Raw genomic sequence first — 15,552 nt, forward strand, 5'->3', positions numbered from 1 at the left:
GTCTATAAAAATGAAAAAACTAACCATTGGTTTAATTGGTAATCCTAATTCCGGCAAGACAACTTTATTCAACCAACTCACCGGCGCGCGCCAGCGTGTAGGCAACTGGGCTGGCGTTACCGTGGAGCGTAAAGAAGGTCATTTCGCCACAACGGACCATCAGGTCACGCTGGTGGATTTACCCGGCACCTATTCTCTGACGACAATCTCATCCCAGACCTCTCTCGATGAGCAGATTGCCTGCCACTATATTTTAAGCGGCGACGCGGATCTGTTGATCAACGTGGTCGATGCTTCAAACCTTGAACGCAACCTCTACCTGACGTTGCAACTGCTTGAGTTGGGCATCCCCTGCATCGTCGCGTTGAATATGCTGGATATCGCTGAAAAGCAGCAAATCCGTATTGATATCGACGCCCTCTCAGCACGTCTTGGCTGCCCGGTGGTTCCGCTGGTTTCCACCCGCGCCCGCGGCATTGAAGCGCTGAAGCTGGCGATCGATCGCTACAAAGAAAACGACACTGTCGAGCTGGTCCATTATGCCCAGCCGTTGCTGCAGGAAGCGGATTCCCTCGCCGACGCGATGGCCAAAGATATGCCGCTCAAACAGCGCCGCTGGCTGGGCCTGCAGATGCTGGAAGGCGATATCTACAGCCGCGCCTATGCGGGTGATGCCGCGCAAAATCTCGATGCTTCCATCGCACGCCTGAGCGAGACTATGGACGATCCGGCGCTGCACATCGCCGATGCGCGCTATCAGTGCATTGCCGCTATCTGCGATACCGTCAGCAATACTCTGACGGCAGAACCGAGCCGTTTCACCACCGCGGTAGATAAAATCGTTCTAAACCGCTTCCTCGGGCTACCGATTTTCCTGTTCGTGATGTACCTGATGTTCCTGCTCGCCATTAACATCGGCGGCGCACTGCAACCGTTGTTTGACGTTGGCTCCGTAGCACTCTTTATCCATGGTATTCAGTGGATTGGCTACACGCTGCACTTCCCGGACTGGCTCACTATCTTCCTGGCCCAGGGCCTTGGCGGCGGGATTAACACCGTGCTGCCGCTGGTACCGCAAATCGGCATGATGTACCTGTTCCTCTCCTTCCTTGAAGACTCCGGCTACATGGCGCGCGCCGCGTTTGTGATGGACCGTCTGATGCAGGCGCTGGGACTGCCGGGCAAATCGTTCGTCCCGCTGATCGTCGGCTTTGGCTGTAACGTACCGTCCGTGATGGGCGCACGTACGCTGGACGCCCCGCGTGAGCGTCTGATGACCATCATGATGGCGCCGTTTATGTCCTGCGGCGCACGTCTGGCGATTTTCGCCGTCTTTGCCGCGGCGTTCTTTGGTCAGAACGGCGCACTGGCGGTCTTCTCGCTGTACGTACTGGGTATCGTGATGGCTGTGTTGACGGGCCTGATGCTCAAACACACCATCATGCGTGGTGAAGCAACGCCGTTCGTGATGGAGCTGCCGGTATACCACGTGCCGCACATCAAGAGTCTGATTATTCAGACCTGGCAACGCCTGAAAGGCTTCGTTCTGCGTGCAGGTAAAGTCATCATCATCGTCAGCATTTTCCTCAGCGCGTTTAACAGTTTCTCGCTGAGCGGGAAAATCGTCGATAACATCAACGACTCAGCTCTGGCCTCCGTTAGCCGTGTTATTACTCCAGTGTTTAAACCGATTGGCGTTCACGAAGATAACTGGCAGGCAACCGTAGGTTTGTTCACCGGCGCGATGGCGAAAGAAGTGGTGGTGGGTACGCTGAACACGCTCTATACCGCGGAAAACATTCAGGAAGAAGAGTTCAACCCGGCAGATTTCCACCTTGGTGACGAGCTGCTCGGCGCAGTGGATGAAACCTGGCAAAGCCTGAAAGACACCTTCAGCCTGAGCGTACTGGCTAACCCTATCGAAGCCAGCAAGGGCGACGGCGAAATGGCGACGGGCGCAATGGGCGTGATGGGCGAGAAATTTGGCAGCGCCGCCGCCGCGTACAGCTACCTGATCTTTGTTCTGCTGTATGTGCCGTGCATTTCAGTGATGGGCGCTATCGCACGTGAATCCAGCCGTGGCTGGATGAGTTTCTCGATTCTGTGGGGCCTGAATATCGCCTACTCTCTGTCGACGCTGTTTTATCAGACGGTCAGCTACAAAGAGCACCCGACCTACAGCCTGGTGTGCATTTTAGCGGTCATCCTGTTTAACATCGTGTTGCTGGGCCTGCTGCGTCGAGCTCGCAGCCGCGTGGACCTCGCACTGCTGGCAACCAACAGAACGGCGAGTTCCTGCTGTTCCAGCACGACTGGCGATTGCCACTAAGGTTATCGACAATGGCATCACTTATTCAGGTTCGTGATTTATTGGCTTTGCGGGGGCGCATGGAGGCGACACAAATAAGCCACACGCTGCATACCCCGCAGCCCATGATTGACGCCATGCTGAATCAGTTAGAAAAGATGGGCAAAGCGGTGCGGATTCAGGAAGATGCCGACGGGTGTCTTTCCGGAAGCTGCAAAAGTTGCCCGGAAGGTAAAGCCTGCCTGCGCGAATGGTGGGCTTTACGCTAATCAGATGCTATTTGCCGGATGGCGCTACGCTTATCCGGCCTACAAATGATGCAAACGTCCAGGCCGGATAATTCGTTTATGCAGATATCCGGCTTTTTTGCGTAATGGATTCCACATAGATTTCATTATTTCAGCAAAAAAGATCTATCCTCCAGCCAGCTACGCATCGTTATTAATTCGTGGATGATTACTGCCGACCATGAAAGTAGAGTCTCGTCATCTTGTTTCTCAGGTGACGGATCGCCATGAATACTGACACGACTGCTACGCCGCATGACGCGATTTTCAAAACGTTCTTAAACCACCCGGCAACCGCACGCGACTTTCTTCAGCTCCATCTTCCAGCCTCTTTACAAAAACTATGCGATCTTAAAACGCTGCAACTGGAATCTGGCAGCTTTATCGAGGACGATTTACGCGCGTACTATTCCGACGTGCTGTGGTCGTTAAAAACTCGCGAAGGTGATGGTTACATTTACACCATTATTGAACATCAAAGCAGCGCCGATGCTCACATGGCATTTCGGCTAATGCGCTATGCCATTGCGGTAATGCAGCGTCATCTGGATGCGGGACATAAGAAGCTGCCTCTGGTAATCCCCCTACTTTTTTATCATGGTGCAGCAAGCCCATACCCCTATTCACTTTGTTGGCTGGACGAGTTTGATGACCCAGAGTCCGCCAGACAGCTTTATAGCACCGCGTTTCCACTGATCGATATCACCGTTGTGCCCGATGACGAGATTATGCAGCACCGCCGGATGGCGCTGCTGGAGCTCATCCAAAAACATATCCGTAAACGCGATTTGATGGGGTTAGTAGAAAAACTCGCCATCCTGCTTGTTAAAGGACACGCTAATGACAACCAGTTGAAAGCCCTGTTTAATTACCTGATGCAGGCCGGGGACACCGCGCGTTTTAGCGAATTTATTCACCAGGTCGCCGAACGTTTACCCCAACACAAGGAGAGATTGATGACAATCGCTGAGAGGCTACGGCAGGAAGGACATTTTAATGGTCTTCAGGAAGGCCATCGGAAAGGATTACAAGAGGGGTTACAAACAGGTCTACAACAAGGCAAACGAGAGGAAGCTTTGCGCATCGCGACGACCATGCTAGCGGATGGTATCGACAGATTAACAATACTCAGAATTACCGGGCTTAGCGCTAAAGACCTGCCTGCGCAACCGCATTAATTTCAGGCCCGGCAAGCGCGACGCTACCGGGCAAGTCAACATTGGCTATAGCTGTTGTTTTAACGCCACCAGCGCTGAGCAGAACTCCGCCGGATGCGAGATAAACGGCGCATGCGCCGCCTTAGCAAACACCAACGACTCGCTCTGCGGCCACAGGGCATCCAGCATCGGGACGACTTTGCGCGGCACCAGGCCATCAAGATGGCCGTATAGCCGCAGGAAAGGCATTTCCACCGTGCACAGCGGTTCTCGCAGATCGACCGTTTTCAGGATCTCCAGCCCGCCATTAAGCACCTCGACGTCCGGCATGGGTAAAGCCAGCACCGTTTTCTTCAACGCTCGCGCATCCTGACGCGCGGTTTCCGTACCCATCGTTTGCAATGCCAGAAAACGCTCCACTGTACGCTGGAAATCTTCGCTCAGCTGCTGCTGGAAGCCTGCCAGCACCTCTGGCTTGATACCCGGCCACTCATCCCGCGCGCTAAAGCAAGGGGAAGACGCGACGGTCACCAGCGCCTGAACACGCTCAGGATGCGTTAGGGCTACCTGACTCGCGACCAGCCCGCCCAAACTCCAGCCGAGCCAGATAGCTTTCTCCGGTGCCTGTTTCAATACCCGCTCAGCCATCTCTTCCAGCGACATTGCACCGAAACCCTGGCTACGACCAAATCCCGGTAAGTCGACAAGATGCAGCGTAAAATGCGAACTCAGTTCCTCGCTTATGCAATGCCACACTTGCGCATTCAGTCCCCATCCGTGCAGCAGCACAAGATGGCAATTTCCCGAACCCTGGGTCTGCCACCAGATGTCATTCATCAGTTATTGTTCTCTTTTAGCCTGAAAGGATGCATCTATGCTAACAGTACCGGGATTGTGCTGGCTATGCCGAATGCCCCTGACGTTAGGGCATTGGGGGATCTGCTCAGTCTGTACGCGGGCAACGCGCCAACACGCCAGCCTATGCCCCCAATGTGGACTCCCTGCCGCTCATACCGTCATTCCCTGTGGGCGTTGCCTGCAAAAACCACCGCCGTGGCAGCGGCTGGTCACCGTCAGCGACTATGCTCCGCCGTTGAGCGGGCTTATTCACCAGCTCAAGTTTTCGCGACGCAGCGAAACAGCCTCCGCTCTTTCGCGTTTGCTGTTGCTGGAGGTACTACAGGCCCGGCGCGTCAGCGCTCTTCCTCTGCCGGACAGGCTGGTCAGCGTCCCGCTCTGGCAACGCCGACACTGGCGCAGAGGGTTTAATCAGAGCGATTTACTGTGCCGTCCGCTTGCACGCTGGCTGGGTTGCGACTGGGACAGCCGGACCATCTCGCGGGTTCGGGCAACCGCCACACAGCACCATCTCAGCGCCCGATTACGTAAACGTAACCTGAAAAATGCCTTTCGCCTTGAATTGCCGGTGCAGGGACTCCATATGGTTATTGTGGATGATGTCGTCACTACCGGAAGTACCGTCGCGGAAATCGCGCAGCTGCTTTTACGCAACGGCGCGGCGACTGTCCAGGTATGGTGCCTGTGTCGAACCTTGTAGAGCCTCGATGATGGGCGTATTATAACCAAGTAAAATAGTCAACTATTAGGCCATTACTATGATCCATATTTCCGATGCTGCACAAGCGCACTTTGCCAAACTGCTGGCAAATCAGGAAGAAGGGACACAAATCCGCGTATTTGTGATTAATCCCGGCACGCCTAACGCTGAATGCGGCGTTTCTTATTGTCCGCCGGACGCCGTGGAAGCAACCGACACCGCCATTAAATTTGACCTGCTGACCGCATATGTTGATGAACTGAGCGCACCGTATCTGGAAGATGCAGAAATCGATTTCGTTACCGACCAGTTAGGCTCCCAGCTGACCCTGAAAGCACCAAACGCCAAAATGCGTAAAGTTGCCGATGATGCGCCGCTGATGGAACGTGTGGAGTACATGCTGCAATCGCAGATCAACCCACAGCTGGCTGGCCACGGTGGTCGCGTATCTCTGATGGAAATCACCGATGAAGGCTACGCCATTCTGCAGTTTGGCGGCGGCTGTAACGGCTGTTCAATGGTCGATGTGACGCTGAAAGAAGGTATCGAGAAGCAGCTGCTGGCTGAATTCCCTGAACTGAAAGGCGTTCGCGATTTAACCGAACACCAGCGCGGCGAGCACTCTTACTACTAACGACCAGACTTGTAGGCCCGGTAAGACGCATCCGCGTCGCCACCGGGCATCGATGCCGGATGGCAGCGTAAACGCTTTATCCGGCCTACGCCCTTACATTTCTCTGCACGTATCCTGTAATAATCCCCCGCATAATTTGACCAGCCTCTCATAATTTAAATTTTGCCTGCCCAGGTGATTTTCAAGCGCCACATGTTACCCGTATCATTCGTATCAGCACCTAACACACACATAATAGTCCGCTAAACTGATTAGTTTTGCAGGCAACCAGCATTGGTGCTGAGAATACTCTGTTCCCGGTCGGGACAATCGGAATTTGTCATCTAAACACTGACGTTACCCATAACAAAGTTAAGGCCAGGTAAATCATGCCATTAGTCATCGTTGCTATCGGTGTAATCTTGTTACTCCTCCTGATGATCCGTTTCAAAATGAACGGTTTCATCGCTCTCGTCCTGGTGGCGCTTGCTGTCGGATTGATGCAAGGGATGCCACTGGATAAAGTCATCGGTTCAATTAAAGCCGGCGTCGGCGGAACCCTTGGCAGCCTCGCCCTGATTATGGGTTTTGGCGCCATGCTGGGCAAAATGCTGGCGGACTGCGGCGGCGCACAGCGCATCGCAACCACCCTGATTGCTAAATTCGGCAAAAAACATATTCAATGGGCGGTGGTATTAACCGGCTTCACCGTTGGTTTTGCCCTGTTCTACGAAGTTGGTTTCGTACTGATGCTGCCGCTGGTGTTCACCATTGCCGCTGCTGCCAATATCCCGCTGCTGTACGTTGGCGTGCCAATGGCTGCGGCACTGTCCGTAACGCACGGCTTCCTGCCACCGCACCCGGGTCCAACCGCTATTGCCACCATTTTCCACGCAGATATGGGTAAAACCCTGCTGTTTGGTACGATTCTGGCAATCCCGACCGTTATTCTCGCCGGTCCGGTATACGCACGTTTCCTGAAAGGCATTGATAAGCCAATCCCGGAAGGTCTGTACAGCGCAAAAACCTTCACTGAAGAAGAGATGCCAGGCTTTGGCGTCAGCGTCTGGACCTCTCTGGTCCCGGTTATTCTGATGGCAATGCGCGCCGTGGCGGAGATGATTCTGCCGAAAGGTCATGCTTTCCTGACGGTTGCAGAATTCCTCGGTGACCCGGTCATGGCAACGCTGATTGCAGTGCTGATTGCGATGTTCACGTTTGGTCTGAACCGCGGACGTTCGATGGATCAGATTAACGACACGCTGGTGTCTTCAATCAAAATCATTGCGATGATGCTGTTGATCATCGGCGGCGGCGGTGCCTTCAAACAGGTTCTGGTTGATAGCGGCGTCGACAAATACATCGCCTCAATGATGCACGGCTCTAACGTGTCTCCGCTGCTGATGGCATGGTCTATCGCTGCAGTACTGCGTATCGCATTGGGTTCCGCAACCGTTGCAGCGATCACCGCTGGTGGGATAGTGGCGCCGCTGATTGCAACAACCGGCGTAAGCCCTGAGCTGATGGTTATTGCGGTTGGTTCCGGTTCTGTCATCTTCTCCCACGTGAACGATCCAGGTTTCTGGCTGTTCAAGGAGTACTTCAACCTGACCATCGGTGAAACCATCAAGTCATGGTCAATGCTGGAAACCATTATCTCTGTCTGCGGTCTGGTAGGGTGTCTGCTGCTGGGTATGGTGGTCTGATAAAACGGTGCCGGGTGGCGCTTCGCTTACCCGGCCTACCGCTGTCATCGTAGGCCGGATAAGACGCACTCTGCGTCGCCATCCGGCAAAATAACACTACTTCTTCTTCGCGGCCGCTTTTCGCCGCTTATCCAAATCCTTAATTAGCTTATTCACTCTCTCATCGGCAAACATCTGCTCCAGCGTGGCGGTGAGCTTACGCCGCCAGTTTTTGTACTGGTCGCTGGTCCCCGGAATGTTGACCGGTTCAGCCATATCCAGCCAGTCTTCCGGTTGTAGGCCCAGCAGCGCACTGTTGCTGTCAGCGATGTAGCGTTGCATGCCGCGATTAAGAATCGGCGTCATCGACATCAGGGATGCCTTGTGACCGGCACGTTTTGGCAGGCAGCCGTATTTGTGCAGCGCGTCCAGCAGCCCCTGTTTCGCCAGTTCTCGGTCCTGATACAACCCGCGCAGCACGACTTCATCCGGATACAGGCCCAGTGCTTTACCTAGCGTCAAATCGCCGCTATCCCAATAACCTTTAAGCGTAGGAAGGTCATGCGTCGCCGCGACTGCCATTGATTGTTCCGGGTACGCTTTCGGCGTACGGAAGTTTTTCTCATGGTCATTCTCGAAATAAAGCACTTTGTAGGAGTACACGCCGCTGTCGCGCAGCTTGCTGACGATCTCCACTGGCACAGTACCCAGATCCTCACCAATTACCATGCAGTGATGACGTTTACTCTCCAGCGCCAGAATTGAAAGCAGGTCATCGACCGGATAGTGCACGTAAGCGCCGTGATCGGCAGTTTCACCGTAGGGGATCCACCACAGACGCAGCATCGACATAACATGGTCGATACGCAGCGCACCGCAGTTCTGCATATTGGCGCGCAGCAGTTCGATAAACGGTTCGTAGGCGCGTGCCGTAATGATGTGCGGATCCATCGGCGGCAGCCCCCAGTTTTGTCCGAGCGGACCGAGAATATCCGGCGGCGCACCAACCGAGGCTTTCAGGCAATACAGCTCGCGGTCGCACCAGGTTTCCGCCCCACCTTCGGCCACACCAACCGCCAGATCGCGATACAGTCCAATCGGCATCGCAAAACTCTGGCTGGTTTTCCAGCAGTCAGCAAACTGGGTATACGCCAGCCACTGTAACCACAGATAGAAATCCACATCGTCACGATGTTCTTCGCAGAAGTGTTTTACCTCCGACGAGTCCACTGACTGGAAAGCTTTCGGCCACACCGGCCATCCCCAGCGTAATGCGTCCTCTTTGACCTGATGCGCATGCAGCGCATCAAAGGCTGCCTGCCAGTAGAGGCTGTCCCCTTCCTGAGACACAAACTGGCGAAATGCCGCCATCTGCTCATCATCACGTGCGGAGAAGCTTTTCCACGCCATACGTAGCGCCGTCATCTTCAGTGCAGTAACGGCAGAATAATCAACCCACTCGGCATCGCGCGCACGTTGCAGAGCTTGCTGAGTCGCGGGTTTCTGCCACCACGCCTGCGCCTCTTTACTCAGGCGGAAATCGTCTACGGCGTTCACATCAATATAAATCACGTTCAACCAGCGGCGTGAAGACGGGCTGTACGGGCTGGCGCTCTCCGGGTTAGCCGGATACAGCGCGTGAATAGGATTTAGCCCGATAAACGCGCCGCCGCGTTGCGCCACATCTACCAGCATGGCGCGGAGATCGCCAAAGTCGCCAATCCCCCAATTCTTTTCTGATCGCAGGGTGTAGAGCTGAACGCATGCGCCCCACAGCTTCTGCCCGGCTAACAGCGCCTGCGGTTCATAGCAGCGCTTTGGCGCCACGATGATACGACAATGGGTACGCAGCTCGCCCTGGGTCAGGGTCAACGTGTGATACCCCTCCGGCAGCTTCGCCGGAAGAGTGAAAGATTTACCGCCGACGGCATGCCCTTTGTGCTGCACGCCCTCTTCGGTGGTCAGCAGCCAGTTAAACTCTCCGCTTCCCTCAACCGCCAGCGGCATTTTCTTGCCAGCGGTGTAGACCATGACATTCGGCACCGGAGTTACCGCCACCTGAGTGGCAGCGGTGGTGCGATGCATGGCGTCAAGCAAACGCCGTTTGGTTTCGGCACCAATAGACTGCGGTTTACCGTGGGCATTAATGTAATTGGGGCTGATCCCCGCCGCCAACGCGGCATTATCCAGACGTTTGCTTTCCATCGCGATTCCTTAACGTTTCGCCTGCCAGATACGAGCCTGATAATCGCGGATGGAGCGATCCGAGCTGAACATGCCGCAACGTGCGGTATTCAGAATCGCCGCCCGGGTCCAGGCTTCCTGGTCACGATACAACACGTCAACCTGCTTCTGAGCTTCAACGTAGGCCGCGAAGTCCGCCATCACCAGATACGGGTCGCCGCCCTGCTTGCCGATACTGTGCAGCATCTGGTCAAAGGCATGCTTGTCGCCGTCGCTGTATTTCCCGCTTTCCAGCTCTTTCAGGACAGCATCCAGCACTTTGTCTTTTTTACGCCATTTCACCGGGTCGTAGCCTTTGGCTTTGAGCACCTTCACCTCTTCCACGGTATGACCAAAGATAAAGATATTCTCGTCACCCACCTTCTCGGCGATTTCGACGTTTGCGCCATCCAGCGTACCAACGGTTAACGCACCGTTCAGCGCCAGCTTCATGTTACCGGTGCCGGAAGCCTCTTTCCCTGCGGTTGAAATCTGCTCAGAGATATCCGCCGCCGGGATCAGCATTTCCGCCGCCGAGACACAATAATCCGGCAGGAAGACGACCTTCAGCTTGTCGCCCACTTGCGGGTCGTTATTGATAGTTTGTGCAACCTGGTTAATGGCGAAGATGATATTTTTCGCCAGGTAGTAACCTGGAGCAGCTTTTGCGCCAAACAGGAATACGCGCGGCACGCGATCTGCCTGCGGGTTCTCACGGATTTCTTTGTACAACGCCAGAATATGCAGCAGGTTGAGGTGCTGACGCTTGTACTCATGCAGACGTTTAATCTGAATATCAAAGATAGCGTTAGTCGTTATTTCAATACCGGTACGCGCTTTAATAAACTTCACCAGGCGCTCTTTGTTCGCCAGCTTGATGTCGCGATACTGCTGACGGAACTTCGCGTCGTCGGCGTATTTTTCCAGGTTAATCAACTGGTCGAGATCGTTGGCCCACTCTTTTTTCAGCGTTTTATCCAGCAGTGCGGCAAGCGCCGGGTTGCACTGCTTAATCCAGCGACGTGGGGTAATCCCATTGGTGACGTTATGGAATTTGTTCGGCCAGAGCTGGTGATATTCAGGGAACAGATCTTTCACCACCAGATCGGAGTGCAGCGCCGCCACACCGTTAACCGCAAAGCCGCTGACCACGCACATGTTAGCCATGCGCACCTGTTTGTTGTGCACCACCGCCAGCTTCGCCCAGACTTCAGCATCACCCGGCCAGGTTTTATCGACCAACGCCTTAAAGCGCTCGTTAATCTCTTTGATGATTTGCATATGGCGCGGCAGTAGCGCTTTCACCAGCTTCTCGTCCCAGCACTCCAACGCCTCTGGCATAAGGGTGTGGTTGGTGTAAGCAAAGGTTTTGCTGGTAATGGCCCACGCATCGTCCCAGCTCATCTGGTGCTCATCAATCAGCACGCGCAGCAGCTCAGGAATGGCAATGGTCGGGTGAGTATCGTTGAGCTGAATAACTTCAAAATCCGCCAGCTCATGAAGTTTACGCCCTGCCAGATGATGGCGGCGCAGAATGTCAGCTACAGAACAGGCACACTGGAAGTACTGCTGCATCAGGCGCAGCTTTTTACCCGCGGTGTGGTTATCGTTCGGGTACAGCACTTTCGTCAGTTTTTCGGCGTCGATGCCCTGCTGCTCTGCGCGCAGGAAATCACCGTCGTTAAATTTGGTCAGGTTAAACGGATGCGCGTGGCTGGCCTGCCACAGACGCAGCGGTTGCGCTACGCCGTTACGGTAGCCGAGAACTGGCAGATCCCAGGCCTGACCGGTGATGGTAAAACCTGGCTCCCAGTGGCCTTCTTTGCTGACCTTGCCGCCAATCCCAACCTGCACATCCAGCGCCTCATTGTGACGGAACCACGGGTAGCTGCCACGATGCCAGTCATCCGGGGCTTCCATCTGTTGCCCATCGGCAAACGACTGACGGAACAGGCCGTACTGGTAGTTGAGGCCATACCCTGTCGCCGACTGGCCGACAGTCGCCATCGAATCGAGGAAGCAGGCTGCCAGGCGCCCCAATCCACCGTTACCCAACGCCGGATCGGTCTCTTCTTCCAGCAGGTCGGTCAGGTTGACATCATGTGCTTTCAGCTCATCGCTCACCTCCTGATACCAGCCGAGGTTGAGTAAGTTGTTGCCGGTCAGACGGCCAATCAAAAACTCCATCGAGATGTAGTTAACGTGACGCTGATTTTTTGCCGGTTTCGCCGCAGGCTGGGCGCTGAGTAACTCAGCCAACGCCCCACTCACTGCCTGCCACCACTGGCGCGACGTCATTTCTTGAGCCGACAGTAAACCGAAGCGCTGCCACTGACGCGTCAGGGCAGCCTGAAATTGATCTTTGTTGAAAGTAGGCTGTGACATAGGGGTTCCAGATCCTTAGGTAATAAAACAACGTTATCGCTAGTTTGCCTGGCTCGTTGTTGACATTCCTCATCCTGGCACGGATTAGGGAGGGAGGAGGAGCGGGGATGAGCATAAAAGTGTGATCTCCGCCACTTAAAGGGGGCGTAATCACCCGTAAATTCGCGCAAACCGTGCATAACGCCCTTTGGATGACGCATTAATAACAAAGGATTAATCCACAATCTCAAATAATGGAGTGACGATGAGAAACAAAATGTAAATAGAGAAATAGTTTCTAACCTGAAATATCTATGCCGGGTAAGATAATTCACATAAAAATTTTAAGTCGGCCACAAAATTCGTCGATTTTGATTAGTCGCCTGAGTAACTATATAAAAACAGAGGGATTTTTCGACACATTAAAAATTACAACGGATCCAGTCGCCACGCCTGTTGCGACTCTTTAAAACAATTATTGCAATAGATGTATAGATTTGTGACATAGTGCAAAATCAGACACACAAAAAGTCCGCTTAGCTTGCATAAAACACCAATCTGGCCGACCTTATATCTATTAATTACGAAGCGCAAAAAAAATCATTCTTCCCTATTTTCACACAGTGAAGTGACTAACTTATGTTGATTCCGTCTAAATTAAGTCGTCCGGTTCGACTCGACCATACGGTGGTTCGTGAGCGCCTGTTGGCTAAACTTTCCGGCGTGAACAATTTCAGGCTTGCCCTGATAACAAGTCCTGCTGGTTATGGAAAAACAACGCTGGTTTCACAATGGGCGGCGGGGAAGAACGACTTAGGCTGGTACTCTCTGGATGAAGGCGATAATCAACAAGAGCGCTTTGCCAGCTATCTGATCGCCGCCATCCAACAGGCAACGGGTGGACATTGCACCACCAGCGAAGCGATGGTGCAAAAGCGCCAGTACGCCAGTCTGACGTCACTGTTTGCCCAGCTATTTATCGAACTGGCCGAGTGGCACCGTCCGCTCTACCTGGTGGTGGATGATTATCATCTGATCTCCAATCCGGCTATTCACGAAGCGATGCGTTTCTTCCTGCGCCACCAACCTGAAAACCTCACGCTGGTCGTACTGTCGCGCAACCTGCCGCAGTTAGGTATTGCCAACCTGCGGGTGCGCGATCAACTGCTGGAGATAGGCAGCCAACAGCTGGCCTTTAACCATCAGGAAGCCAAACAATTTTTCGACCGACGTTTGTCCTCTCCCATTGAAGCGGCAGAAAGCAGCCGGATGTGCGATGACGTTGCTGGCTGGGCCACAGCGTTACAGCTGATCGCCCTTTCCGCCCGCCAGAACAATAACTCTGCTCACCAGTCGGCACGACGCCTCGCCGGGATCAACGCCAGCCATTTGTCCGATTATCTGGTTGATGAAGTGCTGGACAGCGTCGACCTCGGCACCCGTCACTTCCTGCTGAAAAGCGCCATTCTGCGTTCCATGAACGATGCGCTGATCGTCCGGGTTACCGGGGAAGAAAATGGCCAGATGCGGCTGGAAGAAATTGAGCGCCAGGGGTTATTCCTGCAGCGGATGGATGACGTTGGCGAGTGGTTCAGCTATCACCCGCTGTTTGGCAGCTTTTTACGCCAGCGCTGCCAATGGGAGTTGGCGAACGAACTGCCCGAAATACACCGCGCCGCCGCCGAAAGCTGGATGGCGCAAGGCTTCCCCAGCGAAGCTATCCACCACGCGCTGGCGGCCGGTGACGCCCATATGCTGCGCGATATCCTGCTTAATCATGCGTGGGGACTGTTTAACCACAGCGAGCTGACGTTACTGGAAGAGTCGCTGAAAGCCCTGCCGTGGGAAAGCCTGCTGGAAAATCCGCGTCTGGTTCTGCTACAGGCCTGGCTGATGCAGAGCCAGCACCGCTACGGAGAGGTTAACACCCTGCTGGCGCGCGCAGAGCAGGAAATAAAAGGCGACATGGAGCCAACGCTGCACGCCGAATTCAACGCTTTACGGGCGCAGGTAGCGATTAACGATGGCAACCCTGACGAAGCCGAACGCCTGGCAAAACTGGCGCTGGATGAATTACCCATCGCCTGGTTCTATAGTCGTATCGTCGCCACCTCGGTGCACGGCGAAGTCCTGCACTGTAAGGGCGATCTCACACGCTCTCTGGCGTTAATGCAGCAAACCGAGCAAATGGCACGTCATCATGACGTCTGGCATTACGCACTGTGGAGCCTTATCCAGCAAAGCGAAATTTTGTTTGCCCAAGGCTTTTTACAGGCCGCCTGGGAGACTCAGGAAAAAGCGTTCCAGTTGATCAAAGAGCAGCACCTGGAACAGCTGCCAATGCACGAGTTCCTGGTGCGCATTCGTGCGCAGCTACTGTGGGCATGGGCGCGTCTGGATGAATCAGAAGCCTCTGCCCGTAGCGGTATTGAACTGCTTTCCACTTTCCAGCCGCAGCAGCAGCTACAGTGTCTGGCGCTGCTGGTTCAGTGTTCACTTGCGCGGGGCGATCTTGATAACGCTCGCAGCCTGCTCAACCGTCTGGAAAACCTGCTGGGCAACGGTCACTATCACAGCGACTGGATCTCAAACGCCGATAAGGTGCGGGTGATTTACTGGCAAATGGTGAGCGACAAAAACTCTGCCGCCAACTGGCTGCGCCACACGCCGAAACCAGAATTCGCCAATAACCACTTCCTGCAAAGCCAGTGGCGCAACATCGCTCGCGCGCAAATCCTGTTGGGTGAGTTTGAACCGGCTGAAATTGTGCTGGAAGAGTTGAATGAAAATGCGCGCAATCTGCGCCTGATGAGCGATCTGAACCGTAACCTGCTGCTGCTTAATCAGCTCTACTGGCAGGCAGGGCGCAAAAATGACGCCCAGCGTGTGTTACTCGAGGCCCTACAGCTGGCGAACCGCACCGGGTTTATCAGCCACTTTGTTATCGAAGGCGAGGCCATGGCGCAACAACTGCGTCAGCTGATTCAGCTCAATACCTTACCGGAACTCGATCAGCACCGCGCCCAGCGCATTTTGCGTGAAATTAACCAGCATCATCGCCATAAATTCGCTCACTTCGATGAAGGGTTCGTTGAGCGTCTGCTGACTCACCCGGAAGTACCGGAGCTTATCCGCACCAGCCCGCTGACCCAGCGCGAATGGCAGGTTCTGGGACTAATTTATTCGGGCTACAGCAACGAGCAGATCGCCGCAGAGCTGGCCGTCGCGGCAACGACCATCAAGACGCACATCCGCAATTTGTACCAAAAGCTCGGCGTCGCACACCGCCAGGATGCGGTGCAACATGCGCAGAAGCTGCTGAAAATGATGGGATACGGCGTTTAGTTAATGCCTGAT

10 protein-coding genes are annotated in these 15,552 nt (G+C 54.3%); 7 read left to right on the forward strand and 3 right to left on the reverse strand.

The genetic code is table 11. The features are described from left to right. The first annotated feature begins 10 nt into the window (after positions 1 to 10). From feoB to OGV89_RS01535, 3 genes are all read left to right on the forward strand, one after another. Positions 11 to 2,329 (forward strand): Fe(2+) transporter permease subunit FeoB, encoded by a 2,319-nt coding sequence (gene feoB, locus OGV89_RS01525; protein ID WP_003023518.1) that lies wholly within the window; start codon positions 11 to 13, stop codon positions 2,327 to 2,329. A gap of 11 nt (positions 2,330 to 2,340) precedes the next feature. Further along, on the forward strand, positions 2,341 to 2,577 hold the full coding sequence (gene feoC / locus OGV89_RS01530; protein WP_003023516.1) for a [Fe-S]-dependent transcriptional repressor FeoC: 237 nt from the start codon (positions 2,341 to 2,343) through the stop codon (positions 2,575 to 2,577). 245 nt (positions 2,578 to 2,822) lie between these two features. Then, positions 2,823 to 3,773: an Rpn family recombination-promoting nuclease/putative transposase gene (locus OGV89_RS01535; protein ID WP_003847998.1), complete on the forward strand. Its 951-nt coding sequence runs from the start codon at positions 2,823 to 2,825 to the stop codon at positions 3,771 to 3,773. Positions 3,774 to 3,818: 45 nt separating this feature from the next. Here OGV89_RS01535 and bioH read toward each other — a convergent pair whose 3' ends face one another. Continuing rightward, positions 3,819 to 4,589, reverse strand: coding sequence for a pimeloyl-ACP methyl ester esterase BioH (gene bioH, locus OGV89_RS01540; RefSeq protein ID WP_003847999.1), 771 nt, complete (start codon positions 4,587 to 4,589; stop codon positions 3,819 to 3,821). A gap of 37 nt (positions 4,590 to 4,626) precedes the next feature. Between bioH and gntX the strand changes: the two genes are divergently transcribed. The 3 genes from gntX to gntT all read left to right on the forward strand — a co-directional run bounded on the left by gntX (position 4,627) and on the right by gntT (position 7,629). Then, complete coding sequence (gntX, locus tag OGV89_RS01545) at positions 4,627 to 5,310, forward strand: DNA utilization protein GntX (protein WP_016151104.1); 684 nt, start codon at positions 4,627 to 4,629, stop codon at positions 5,308 to 5,310. A 58-nt stretch (positions 5,311 to 5,368) separates the two neighbouring features. Continuing rightward, a complete protein-coding gene (gene nfuA / locus OGV89_RS01550; protein ID WP_003023509.1) occupies positions 5,369 to 5,944 on the forward strand; it encodes a Fe-S biogenesis protein NfuA in 576 nt (191 codons plus the stop codon). Positions 5,945 to 6,312: 368 nt separating this feature from the next. After that, positions 6,313 to 7,629, forward strand: coding sequence for a gluconate transporter (gene gntT, locus OGV89_RS01555; protein WP_003023507.1), 1,317 nt, complete (start codon positions 6,313 to 6,315; stop codon positions 7,627 to 7,629). Between the two features lie 96 nt (positions 7,630 to 7,725). On the opposite strand, the gene malQ is transcribed toward gntT, so the two are convergent. Beyond that, a complete protein-coding gene (malQ, locus tag OGV89_RS01560; RefSeq protein WP_230126774.1) occupies positions 7,726 to 9,813 on the reverse strand; it encodes a 4-alpha-glucanotransferase in 2,088 nt (695 codons plus the stop codon). Positions 9,814 to 9,822: 9 nt separating this feature from the next. Next, a complete protein-coding gene (malP, locus tag OGV89_RS01565; RefSeq protein WP_003837878.1) occupies positions 9,823 to 12,216 on the reverse strand; it encodes a maltodextrin phosphorylase in 2,394 nt (797 codons plus the stop codon). 618 nt (positions 12,217 to 12,834) lie between these two features. Here malP and malT point away from each other — a divergent pair. Continuing rightward, positions 12,835 to 15,540, forward strand: a complete 2,706-nt coding sequence (malT, locus tag OGV89_RS01570) for an HTH-type transcriptional regulator MalT (RefSeq protein ID WP_003848003.1) — start codon at positions 12,835 to 12,837, stop codon at positions 15,538 to 15,540. Positions 15,541 to 15,552 lie beyond the last annotated feature (12 nt).

This window comes from Citrobacter sp. Cf125 (assembly GCF_030333935.1).
GTDB lineage: Bacteria > Pseudomonadota > Gammaproteobacteria > Enterobacterales > Enterobacteriaceae > Citrobacter > Citrobacter freundii.

Excerpts from the sequence above, each read along its gene's own strand:
- feoB (WP_003023518.1), top strand. The coding sequence starts at position 11 with ATGAAAAAACTAACCATTGGTTTAATTGGTAATCCTAATTCCGGCAAG.
- feoC (WP_003023516.1), top strand. The coding sequence starts at position 2,341 with ATGGCATCACTTATTCAGGTTCGTGATTTATTGGCTTTGCGGGGGCGC.
- OGV89_RS01535 (WP_003847998.1), top strand. The coding sequence starts at position 2,823 with ATGAATACTGACACGACTGCTACGCCGCATGACGCGATTTTCAAAACG.
- bioH (WP_003847999.1), bottom strand. The coding sequence starts at position 4,589 with ATGAATGACATCTGGTGGCAGACCCAGGGTTCGGGAAATTGCCATCTT.
- gntX (WP_016151104.1), top strand. The coding sequence starts at position 4,627 with ATGCTAACAGTACCGGGATTGTGCTGGCTATGCCGAATGCCCCTGACG.
- nfuA (WP_003023509.1), top strand. The coding sequence starts at position 5,369 with ATGATCCATATTTCCGATGCTGCACAAGCGCACTTTGCCAAACTGCTG.
- gntT (WP_003023507.1), top strand. The coding sequence starts at position 6,313 with ATGCCATTAGTCATCGTTGCTATCGGTGTAATCTTGTTACTCCTCCTG.
- malQ (WP_230126774.1), bottom strand. The coding sequence starts at position 9,813 with ATGGAAAGCAAACGTCTGGATAATGCCGCGTTGGCGGCGGGGATCAGC.
- malP (WP_003837878.1), bottom strand. The coding sequence starts at position 12,216 with ATGTCACAGCCTACTTTCAACAAAGATCAATTTCAGGCTGCCCTGACG.
- malT (WP_003848003.1), top strand. The coding sequence starts at position 12,835 with ATGTTGATTCCGTCTAAATTAAGTCGTCCGGTTCGACTCGACCATACG.